General features: G+C 36.0%; 10 protein-coding genes. 9 read left to right on the forward strand and 1 reads right to left on the reverse strand.

From position 1 onward, the window contains the following. Positions 1–246 precede the first annotated feature (246 nt). The 9 genes from QHH19_04810 (at position 247) to QHH19_04850 (ending at position 10250) form a co-directional block, all read left to right on the forward strand. Entirely contained in the window at positions 247–1104 is an 858-nt protein-coding gene (locus QHH19_04810) for a ribose-phosphate diphosphokinase (GenBank protein MDH7517644.1), read from the forward strand. A 73-nt stretch (positions 1105–1177) separates the two neighbouring features. Beyond that, on the forward strand, positions 1178–5326 hold the full coding sequence (locus tag QHH19_04815; GenBank protein ID MDH7517645.1) for an STT3 domain-containing protein: 4149 nt from the start codon (positions 1178–1180) through the stop codon (positions 5324–5326). 73 nt (positions 5327–5399) lie between these two features. Further along, a complete protein-coding gene (locus QHH19_04820) occupies positions 5400–6008 on the forward strand; it encodes a TIGR00296 family protein (protein ID MDH7517646.1) in 609 nt (202 codons plus the stop codon). Then, positions 5992–7275 (forward strand): dihydroorotase, encoded by a 1284-nt coding sequence (pyrC, locus tag QHH19_04825; GenBank protein MDH7517647.1) that lies wholly within the window; start codon positions 5992–5994, stop codon positions 7273–7275. The genes QHH19_04820 and pyrC overlap by 17 nt, the downstream gene beginning before the upstream one ends. Positions 7276–7280: 5 nt before the next feature. After that, positions 7281–7769, forward strand: a complete 489-nt coding sequence (locus QHH19_04830) for a small multi-drug export protein (GenBank protein ID MDH7517648.1) — start codon at positions 7281–7283, stop codon at positions 7767–7769. An 8-nt stretch (positions 7770–7777) separates the two neighbouring features. Next, positions 7778–8572, forward strand: a complete 795-nt coding sequence (locus tag QHH19_04835; protein ID MDH7517649.1) for an inositol monophosphatase family protein — start codon at positions 7778–7780, stop codon at positions 8570–8572. A 28-nt stretch (positions 8573–8600) separates the two neighbouring features. Then, the gene (locus tag QHH19_04840) at positions 8601–9338 is read left to right on the forward strand and encodes a geranylgeranylglyceryl/heptaprenylglyceryl phosphate synthase (protein ID MDH7517650.1); all 738 of its coding nucleotides are present in this window, start codon (positions 8601–8603) and stop codon (positions 9336–9338) included. Positions 9339–9344: 6 nt separating this feature from the next. Then, the gene (locus QHH19_04845; GenBank protein MDH7517651.1) at positions 9345–9896 is read left to right on the forward strand and encodes a UbiX family flavin prenyltransferase; all 552 of its coding nucleotides are present in this window, start codon (positions 9345–9347) and stop codon (positions 9894–9896) included. 189 nt (positions 9897–10085) lie between these two features. Next, on the forward strand, positions 10086–10250 hold the full coding sequence (locus QHH19_04850) for a hypothetical protein (protein ID MDH7517652.1): 165 nt from the start codon (positions 10086–10088) through the stop codon (positions 10248–10250). A 7-nt stretch (positions 10251–10257) separates the two neighbouring features. Here QHH19_04850 and QHH19_04855 read toward each other — a convergent pair whose 3' ends face one another. Next, positions 10258–10791 carry a YbhB/YbcL family Raf kinase inhibitor-like protein gene (locus tag QHH19_04855; protein MDH7517653.1) on the reverse strand — a complete coding sequence of 178 codons (534 nt, stop codon included), beginning with the start codon at positions 10789–10791 and terminating at the stop codon, positions 10258–10260. Positions 10792–10948 lie beyond the last annotated feature (157 nt).

The following is a 10948-nucleotide window of genomic DNA, read 5'->3' on the forward strand; positions in this document are numbered from 1 at the left end:
TCATGTTTGTTGGTCTTATGAGGTTGAGTTGTTGCAGAGTAAAAAATAGTATAAATTTCTACTTTCCGAAGTACTGAGGGGATAGGGTGCTGCGAAGTTAATTGTTGTTCCTCCTTATATTGTTTCTATGTTAACATATATCATTCATCAGGAGTGACATGTCCTCCATCAACAAATAATTTCCAAGTACCTCACGAAATTACGAAACCCCTAAAAACACATTTTCCATTCAAAGTATCGTAAAATATGTATGTAGTTGGTGGAACAGCCTCAAAAACAGTTGCAGAAGATTTATCAAAAGAACTTAATGTCAATCTGGCAAAAGTTGTTTCAAAGCGTTTTCCAGATGATGAATTATATGTGAGGATAATGGATGATATATCTGGGCAAGATGTTATAATAGTGCAGACAACTTACCCTGACCCTAACATAATAGAATTGTTTCTTCTTCAGAATGCAGTGCAAGAGGCTGGTGCTGATAAAATTACTGTGGTTTTACCTTATATGGGGTATGGTAGGCAGGATAAAAAATTTGAAAATGGAGAACCAATAAGCGCTAAGGCTCTTGCAAACCTCATCGGTCAAAATGCTGATAGAGTAATCACTGTTGATCCTCATAAGGAACATATATTAGATTTTTTTTCGGTTTCAGCTTTTAGTTGTTCTGCGGTACCAGAAATAGCAAAGTACCTCAAAGAGAAGGATGTTAATATGGTTCTCGCACCAGATAAGGGTGCGCTTGACAGAGCAAAGCAAGCATCAAAAATCATAGGCTGTGATTTTGACTATATGGAAAAAACTCGTATTGATGGTTTGACAGTTAAAATAAAACCAAAGAATTTGGATGCAAAAGACAAGAAAGCAGCTATAATAGATGATATTATTTCAACAGGTGGCACAATGGCTCAGTCAATAAAAGAACTAAAAAAACAAGGTGCTAAACAAGTTTTAGTGGCATGCACTCATGGTTTATTCGCTGGTGATGCTATAAAAAAACTTGTTTCAGCAGGCTGTAATGAAATCATTTCAACTGATACCATTAAAAGTGATTTCAGCAAAGTCAAAATAGCACCATGTATCTCGCGCTTACTATTATCCCTATAATCAATCAATTCTTTTAGATAAGTTATTTATAAGACCATTGATTTACGAGTGTGAATTATTTCATGGTGAAACTATGAGAAAAAGAGCACAGCTCCGTAGTACAAACCTTGTTGAACCAAAACATGCTATAGAGGATATAAAGCCTAGGAAAAAGTTATTTACATTTAAAAAGGATAATTTATGGGCAGCTGCTTCTTTGATTTTCATATTCTTGCTTGTTTTGTTTTTAAATTCATATTTTAATATAACATCTGGGATATCATACAACCCAGATGGGACATCTTTAGACAAATTTTATTTGTCAGGTCCTGACCCTTACTACAATATGAGAATTGTAAATGAAACTTTTTTTGGGGCAAACAAAGGGCATTATCAATTCTATACCAACAAAGATCCGCTCCTTGATTATCCTATTGGTAAAAGTGGCGGTCGTCCTCCATTATTGAATATGATGGCTATAGCGTTTAGCAGATTACTATTACCTTTTATGAATGAAATCGATGCAGTGGGGTATTCAATGCAGTTTGTACCAGCATTATTTGGTGCCTTACTAGTGTTCCCTGTTTATTTCATAGGTAAAACGCTTTTCAATAAAAAAGCGGGTCTTATTGCAGCATTTCTCATTGCTTTGATACCTATCCATCTTGGCTCAGGGCATGGTTCATCCTACTCGTTATTTGACCACGATTCTCTAAACCTCTTACTGTACTTCCTGGCATTTTTATTTGTAATAAAGGGTATAAAAGAAAAAGATACATTCAAGTGTATAATGTATTCTATTTTAGCAGGTGTGTCTCTTGGTGCTTTGTCTATGGTCTGGGTTGAGGGGCAATTTCTTTATGCTATTATAAGTGTATATGCTGTTATACAAATTTTAATAGATATTTTCTTAAATAAAACAGATATAAATGTTGTTAGAACTACATTTATTGCTTTTTTGGTGGGTTATTTAATTTCTCTTCCGGTTACTTCAACTTCAGTGAGTGGTTCTAGAGGAAACTTACTTCTACTTTATTGTATAGGTGTAGGTGCTTTTGGTTTGTTGTATTATATTTTTTATAGAAAAAAAATACCATGGACTATTTCATTACCAATTATTTTTGGCGTAGGTATCTTTGCTTTAGTCTTTCTTTATTTCATAGAAGAAATCTCTTCTGTTATACCTTTGGTATCATCTTTATCTAAGATTTCAAATATTCTGTATGGTAGTGGAATTTATGGTGATAAGGTGTCGATGACTATTGCTGAGGCGTCGACTTCTACTATTAGTACTACGGTTATGTCTTTTGGTCCTGCTCTTTATTGGATAGCTTGGGTGGGTTTTGTGTTTTTGATTTATAGGTATTATAAGGATAAGCAACGTAGGGATTACCTTTTTATAATAGTTTTATTCCTTGTTGATATGTGGCTTCTTGGCACAGCTGGTCGTTTTCTAAATGATTTAGTTCCTGTGGTTGCTATATTGTGTGGTTTTGTTGTATGGATGGTTATTGATAGGATTGATTATAAGCAGATGATTCGTAATATAAGGAGCGCTGGTGGTGGGTTACATGGTATAAGACGTGGGGTTAAAGTTCTTCACATATTTGGTGTTCTTTTTGTTGTTTTCTTGGTTGTTTTACCTAATGCGTATCTTGCTTTAGATGCGGCAGTTCCTGCTAATAAGAAGAATGAGGTTTTTGGTGATTTTCCATGTAATGCTTTTGGTTTAAGTCATGGTAAAGAGAGCTATTGGGTTGATGCATATAACTGGCTTAATAAACAAGATACTCATATTCAGGATCCTACCAAGAGACCTGCGTTTATTTCATGGTGGGACTATGGTTTCTATGAAGTTGCTGTCGGTGCTCATCCTACTGTGGCTGATAACTTCCAGAATGGTATACCTCCTGCTGCCAATTTCCATACTGCTACTAGTGAGGAGGAGGCTGTTTCAGTTTGGATAGTGAGATTACTTGAGGGTAATCTTAAAGATAATAATGGTAAGCTCTCTGAGGAGGTTGTCCAGATTTTAAACAATTCTCTTGGTCCGATAAACTCGTCTAAAGTGGTAAATTGGACTGAGGATCCAACTATCTCGCCGTCTTATGATGCTCCTATTGGTGAGGAGTACAATGAGGAGCTTAGTAAAGAATGGAGAGTTGGTGCGCAGTGGCCTACTAATGCTGTTTATCATGATGTTACAAAACTTCTTATTGATAATTTAGATGATGAGGGTATTACTTGGCTTTACCACAAACTTCAGGATGCTACTGGGTATAGTATTAGGTATTATGGTGTAGAGGGTTATGATAAACAAATTTTCAACATATTTGGTTTCTTGGCAGATAAAAGTCTTTTGCTAGTAAGTGGAAGAGCAAATGGTAACCCTGAGGATGATTTTGAGAAAGTATTGTATACTGGTTATCATGTGAACTCTGATGGTTCAAAGGGGTCTACTGATGAATGGTCCTATGATGAGATCAAGAAGATGTCTGCAGATCAAAGGAAAGATATAGCAATTACTAATACAAAACCGATATACAAAGACGCTTACTTTGATACAATGTTCTATAGAACATACATAGGCCCATCATCAGGTGAGTCAGGTAGTAAGAGCGAGCCAAATTACCAGCTACCTTGCATAAATATGAGGCATTTCTGCGCTGAATACGCATCAAACATAACAAAGGGTGTATATTACACAAATAAGGTTCCAGTGATTATAGCCAAATATTACGAGGGAGCCTACATAAATGGTACCGTCACGTTTATGGGTAATCCTTTAGATGCGACAGTAGTTGTTCAAAAGGATTTAGATCATTACAATACCACTATTCCAATTGATCATGATTCAACTTCCACTGTTGATGGTAAATTTAGTTTGATAGCCCCTGCTGGTGCTAAACTTCAGGTTCGCAGATACGCATCATTCAGAGACGATGTTATACTTAAAAATATTTCTTTCAATAGCACTTCAGACCCAATGTTATTCCCTATATCTGATGATGATGCTATGAGAAGATCCACTAACTACAACCGTCTTCTAAATATATCTATTGACCCAGCAAATGTGGAAGGTTATGTTTATCTAAACAAGGATAACAATACAGCATATAATTCATCTGTTTATGAACCTCTACCGAGTATAAAGGTAACTTTACATGAGCTTCAGGACAACGGTCAGACTACGATTGAAAGAGCTAGCCTAACAACTGACGAAAACGGTTATTTCAATAAATCAGGTTTAACACCCGGCTTGTACATTGTTAGGGCAGAAACCAAAGAAGGTTTTATAATCCATGATGGCCTAGCAAAACTTCTCCCAGGTGGCACCTACTACAATATTTCAAAACCAAAAGATGCTGCTTTAGAAGGAACTGTTTATTATGATAAGAATGGAAACAATGAGTACGACTCAGGGGAAGAAATGTCAGATGTGGCAGTAGATCTTACTTATAATAAAATCGGATTCGATGGAAAAACAATTGCCCATATTTTTGTTGATACAATAAAAACAGATTCAAATGGTCGCTACAAGTTCACTCAACTAGTTTATGGTCAATATATCATTAATGTAACCAAACAGCCTGATTATATCGGAAGCGAAAAGGTTACATTAGAAGAAAATAAGACCACAATGCTCAATATTTCAATTGGTTTAAAACCTGTTAAAGTAAGTGGTCATACTAAATATGGAACAACAAATATAGATGAAGTTTCTATTGATTTCTTGCCAGATGAATCTGTACAAAACAACACAGCTGAAAAGAAATCTGTAAAATCTGATGAAAACGGTTCGTATACTGTTGAACTATCTCCTGGCAGCTATAATGTTTCAGTTAGTAAAAAACAAGGGCAGACACTCTTGTATTCTTTTGCTGGTAATTTAACATTAAGGATTGGAGAGGGCACTAGAAACTTTGATATCTCCCTCAAAAAAGAATCAGTTACTGTAAATGGTGTCACAAAGTGTGATGGTATAAATGTTGCAAACATTAGCATTGATTTCCTAAAAGACATGTCTGTTAAAAACAATACTGCTGTTTATAATTCAGCAAAATCAGATGAGGAAGGACGTTACATCGTTGAACTGGCTCCTGGTACATATAATGTGTCTGTTGAACAAACTGTTTTAGAAGGTGGTAAGAATGTTACATATACTTTCAGTCGCGAACTCGTGATATTGCCTGATGAAACTGTTAAAACATTTGATATCGATCTGGTGAAGGAAATAGAATAAAAATCAAAAAATGATGGTTAGGTAAAAAATCTTAACCAAATTTTATTTAATGACATAGTAAATACTTTTCATTATGTTAAGTCAAGATGATGGTGTAAAAGCTGTTCAATTTGCCAGAAAAACTATAGAGTTGTTTGTTAAAAATCGAGAAACACCAACTTCTGATTTAGGTGAAGTTTTTAATCAGAAACTTGGGGTTTTTGTCACAATCCATACATTCCCTGAGCATGATCTCAGGGGATGCATAGGTGTACCTTTGCCGGTTATGCCATTGAAAGATGCTATAATTGAATCAGCGCAGTCAGCGACACATGATCCTCGTTTCCCTCCTTTAGGTGAAGATGAGCTTGATAGTATAGTTGTTGAGGTTACTATTTTAACAAAACCTGAATTGATTAAAGTAAATAAACCACAGGATTATCTTAAAGAAATTGTTATTGGCAGGGATGGTTTGATTGTCGAGCAGGGTTTTTTTAAAGGTTTGCTTTTGCCTCAGGTTCCGGTTGAGCAGGGTTGGGATAAAGAAGAGTTTTTATCACATACTTGTATGAAGGCTGGTTTGATGCCTGATGCATGGTTTGATAAGAACACAAAAATATCAAGGTTTAGTGGCCAGATATTCACAGAAATAAAACCAAATGGAGAAATAAGGGAGAAGAAATTGGATGGATCAGACCTTTGAGGGCAGAGTCTATATCAATGGAAATTTTGAGCAGTGCTGCATAGGTGTTACTGATGGTAGAATATCTGTTATCAGAAAGATATTGAAAGGGGATGAGCATTATAATTTCAAAGGGAGAATCATACTACCCGCTGGTGTAGATGTTCATGTTCATTTTCGGGATCCTGGTTTGACTCATAAAGAGGATTTTTCTACTGGGACTATGGCTGCGGCATATGGTGGTGTATCATGTGTTTTTGATATGCCGAATACGGTTCCGCAGACGACAACTATACAGACTATAGATGATAAAGTTGTTTCAGCTGGTAAAAAATCTTATGTGGATTTTGGTGTTTATGCTGGTCTCATAGATAGTAACATAGAAGATGTTGAAGAGTTAGCAAAAAAATGTTGTGGTTTCAAAATATACCTTGGTGGTACTACTAACTCTTTGCAGCTAGATTCTAATAATCTAAAAGAGGCATTTGATAGAATTAGATCTACAAATAAACCTGTTTTGATTCATGCGGAGGATGATGATTGTTTGACTAAGCATAATTTTAGGGAAAATAGTCTTTTGGATCATATGAATTCTCGTCCTGCTGTGTGTGAAGAAACAGCTATAATTAACATACTAAGAGCATGTGGGGAGATGAATACGAGGATTCATATTTGTCATCTTTCATCAATTGAGGGATTAAGGTTGTTAAAAAACCGTTCAAAAAACATTAGCTGCGGTGTTACTCCTCATCATCTGTTGTTTACAGTACAAGATGATCTAAAACCCTTTTCTTATTATAAGGTGAATCCTCCTCTTAGAACCAGTTTTGATAGAGAGGCTTTGTTTGATGGCATTAAAGACGGTTTAATCGATACTCTTGAGTCCGATCATGCGCCACACACTATTGAAGAAAAAGAAAAAGAATTTGATGCAGTCCCATCTGGACTACCTGGTGTGGAAACCATGTTTCCAATGTTTTTATATATGGTAAAAAAAGGGTTTTTGTCTTTTCAGAGATTAGTTTCGCTTCTCTGTGAGAAACCAGCTGAATTAATGAACATTCCAAAGGGTAAAATAGAATTTGGTAGAGATGCTGATTTTATTGTGGTTGACTTAAAGAAAGTTTGTAAAATTAAATCTGAGAGTCTTCATTCTAGATGTGGCTGGACACCATTCGAGGGTCGACCTGCTATATTCCCAGATTATGTTTTTGTGCGTGGTGAAAAACTTATAGAAGAAAATGAGATGTTAGGTGTAAAAGGCTTTGGTAAGTTTGTTGGCGGGTAATAATTATGTTTGATATGTTTCCCGGATGGTTTCAGATTTTTTTTGGTTCTATGTTACCGTGGATTGAGGCAAGGTATGTTTTACCATATGCTATGTTGGAGTTGCAATGGAGTTGGTGGCAGGCTTTTCCATTGGCTGTTGCTGGTAATATGTTGCCGATACCGTTTATACTACTTTTTTTTCAGCATGTTGAGAGGTTTTTACGGCGTTACAGTTTTTGGGTGAGAATCATGGATTGGCTTTTTGCTAGAACAAGACGAAGGGCAAACAATAAGATAGTAAAATATGAGTATCTGGGTTTGCTGGTTTTTGTAGCATTGCCGCTGCCTTTTACTGGTGGTTGGACTGGTGCGCTTATAGCTTATCTTTTTGGTTTGAAGTTTTCTAAATCCCTATTTACGATTTTTATTGGGGTTGTTATCGCTGCTTTGATTATGATTGTTATTACCTTGTATGTAGGCTGGTTGCTCTTTTATTTGGGTATAAATGTGTAGGTTTTATTATGGATGAAGAAATAAAATTATTGGCTAATAAAATCGTTGATAAAATATGTAGAAAGGTTAGGAGATCATGTTCAACTGAGTTTCATAAACTTGGTGTTAAAATTGGTGTAGGCGCTGATGGTACTCCTACGAAATATGTCGATAAAATCGCTGAAGATGTAGCATTGGATGTTTTGGGGAAATCAGATGTTAAGGTGGATCTCTTGAGTGAGGAAGCTGGTTTTATCGATAATGGTGGTAGGTATGTTTTTGTTTTGGATCCTGTTGATGGTACACGTAATGCTTGCAGAGGGATACCTCTTTATTCTGTTTCTCTTGGTGTAGGTAAATCTATGCTTAGTGATGTGGAATATGGTATAGTAAAGAGTATTCCTACTGGTGATGTTTTTATTGCAGAGAAAGGGCATGGTGTTTTTTTTAATAAAAAACGTGTTTGTGTACCTGATTATCCTGATAAAGATGTTCTTTCATCTCTTGCTCTTGGTAAAAATTTTGATAAACTCACTCTTTCTTTGGCTCAGAAAGATTATGTAAGGTCTCTGGGTTGTGCTTCTTTGGAGATGTGTATGGTTACTGTTGGTGCGTTGGATTTCTATGTTGTTGGTCGTGAGTATCTTCGTGTTACTGATATTGCTGCTTCTACTCTTGTTGTACGTGAGGCGGGTGGTATTGTGACAAATGCGCGAGGGGCACCTCTGGATATGCCTCTTAGCCTTGATGAGTGTACCAGTGTTATAGCTGCTTGTAATAACGAGTTGGTTAAGAGGATAGTCTCCTTTAACGTAAACATTTAAAACATGTTCTTGTTTAGGGCTGTTTCAGATGACTATAGCTCAGGATATTGTTAGGAAGGCAAAGAAAAAACCTTTGCATTTCTCTCTCTTAGACCCAGATAAGCAGAGCCCTGAGGAGGCTGGTTCTATTGCAAAAACTGCTACAGAAGCTGGTAGTAGTGCTATAATGGTTGGTGGTTCTACTCTCTTGTCTCAGGATCAGGTTGATGAAACAGTTAAAGCAATCAAAAAACAATCTAAGCTACCTGTTATCTTGTTTCCATCTGGCGCAAAATTTTTGAGTAAATATGCTGACGCGGTTTTTTTCATGAGTCTGTTAAATTCTCGTAACCTTGGGTATGTTATACGCGAGCATGTAAAAGGTGCTCCTTTTGTAAAACACTCTGGTATCGAGCCTATTTCTATGGGTTATGTTATTGTTGAGCCTGGTATGACTGCTGGTAAAGTCGGTGAGGTTGATTTGATTAAGAGAAATGACATTGAGACTGCTGTTGGTTACGCACTTGCTGCCCAGTATCTTGGCATGAGCTTTTTTTATCTCGAGGCAGGCTCAGGTGCACCAACCCCTGTACCAAATGAGATGATATCATCTGTCAAAAAAAACATCAATATACCACTTGTTGTTGGCGGGGGCATAAGAAACGCTAAGATTGCTGGTGAGAAAGCAAAGGCTGGTGCAGATATCATTGTGACAGGTACCACTTTGGAGGAAGAAACAGATTTAAAAAAAGCACTTACTAGGATAATAAAAGCTATTGAGGAATAAATTTACATGAAAATTTTAGTTGGAATCAGCGGTGCATCAGGTAGCATCTACGGTATAAGGTTACTAGAAGAACTAGCTAAATCAGGTAATGAAGTTCATTTGATTGTTTCAGAGGATGCAAAAAAAATCATCAGACATGAGACAAACTATACGTATGATAAAATAAAAAAGAAAGCCAGTTTTTATTATAAAAACTCAGATATGTTTGCTGCTCCTGCTAGCGGGTCTTTTAAACTAGATGCAATGGTTATAGCTCCATGTAGCATGAAAACACTTTCTGCGATCGCTAACGGCTATGGTGATACGCTTATTTCACGTGCTGCTAGCTGTTGTTTGAAAGAAGAAAGAAAACTTATTCTTGTTATAAGGGAAACCCCTTTGGATTTACCTGGTATTAAGAACATGCTTTCCGCAAAACAAGCTGGTGCAACTATTTTACCTGCTATGCCTGGTTTCTATCATAAACCAAAAAAAATAGAGGAACTAGTTGATTTTGTTGTCGGCAAAATATTAGACCAACTAAGAATAGAACATTCTCTTTTTAAAAGATGGAAATAAATTACTATTCTTCTTTTTCCTCTTTCTCTTCTTCTTTTTTACTCTGTTTCTGTTTTTTCTTCTTCCAGGATTGAAGTGTTTCTTCCAGCTCCGGGATCACAGTCATTTCCATAAAGACTATAACAAATATTCATGGTATAAAAAGATGTTGAAAAACTTTCTAAACAACCCAAGATTTTATATGTTCATATGCATGTAAAAATAAACTGTAAACATTTCACTTGGGAAAAATCACTGTTTGTTGATATGAACAAGATAAATCAAAACATTTTGAGAGAACCACATTGTGATCTAGATAAACTAACAAGTTTTCTTAATTGCCCACAAGATTGTAAATGGTTTGAAAAAAGATAAAATTTATTCATCTACTGTATTTCCCCATCAGCTGCGTTTCCTCTATTATATGCCCTGACATAGCTGACACTAGCTGCTCTTTTTTAGCCCCCTCATTTAAATTAAGCATTGTATCTAGCGCATAGAGTTTAAAATAATATCTATGTGTTCCAGATGGCGGGCATGGTCCACCGTAACCTATTTTACCAAAATCATTTAAGCCTTGTGGGAACTTTAACCCTTCATTTTCTTCGATAACTGTCTTGTTTACAGGTATATTCCAAACCAGCCAATGAATCCATGTTCCCATTGGTGCATCTGGGTCATCCATGATTAACGCAAGGCTTTTGGTGTTTTCCGGGACATCGCTGAAAGATAAAGGTGGAGATACATCAGATCCATCACACGTATATTTAGATGGGATTGTTTCTCCATCTCTGAAAGCAGAACTAAACAGTTTCATGTTCCTAGACTTACTTTTCTGATCCTCAACACAACCAATACTAAATATAATGATAAATGTGATGATTACTACAACTGCTGTAGTAACTTTTCTATTCATTATTACCTCACCAAGATGATAATCCATATATCATTTTTTTTTCTTTAACCATGGCTTCATCCCGAAATAAATAATTAAAGAAAAAAACATTCATTTTTTCCTATTAGATGGGATGTGCCAAGAAAAGGATAAAACCCAAAAGTTGCTAACCATGTAA

This window comes from Candidatus Thermoplasmatota archaeon (assembly GCA_029907305.1).
Lineage (GTDB): Archaea > Thermoplasmatota > E2 > DHVEG-1 > DHVEG-1 > JARYMC01.

Bases quoted from the DNA above. Each gene is read 5' to 3' on its own strand.
- QHH19_04835 (MDH7517649.1), top strand. From the start codon at position 7,778: ATGGATGAAGAAATAAAATTATTGGCTAATAAAATCGTTGATAAAATA.
- QHH19_04840 (MDH7517650.1), top strand. From the start codon at position 8,601: ATGACTATAGCTCAGGATATTGTTAGGAAGGCAAAGAAAAAACCTTTG.
- QHH19_04820 (MDH7517646.1), top strand. From the start codon at position 5,400: ATGTTAAGTCAAGATGATGGTGTAAAAGCTGTTCAATTTGCCAGAAAA.
- QHH19_04850 (MDH7517652.1), top strand. From the start codon at position 10,086: ATGCATGTAAAAATAAACTGTAAACATTTCACTTGGGAAAAATCACTG.
- QHH19_04815 (MDH7517645.1), top strand. From the start codon at position 1,178: ATGAGAAAAAGAGCACAGCTCCGTAGTACAAACCTTGTTGAACCAAAA.
- QHH19_04845 (MDH7517651.1), top strand. From the start codon at position 9,345: ATGAAAATTTTAGTTGGAATCAGCGGTGCATCAGGTAGCATCTACGGT.
- QHH19_04830 (MDH7517648.1), top strand. From the start codon at position 7,281: ATGTTTGATATGTTTCCCGGATGGTTTCAGATTTTTTTTGGTTCTATG.
- pyrC (MDH7517647.1), top strand. From the start codon at position 5,992: ATGGATCAGACCTTTGAGGGCAGAGTCTATATCAATGGAAATTTTGAG.
- QHH19_04855 (MDH7517653.1), bottom strand. From the start codon at position 10,791: ATGAATAGAAAAGTTACTACAGCAGTTGTAGTAATCATCACATTTATC.
- QHH19_04810 (MDH7517644.1), top strand. From the start codon at position 247: ATGTATGTAGTTGGTGGAACAGCCTCAAAAACAGTTGCAGAAGATTTA.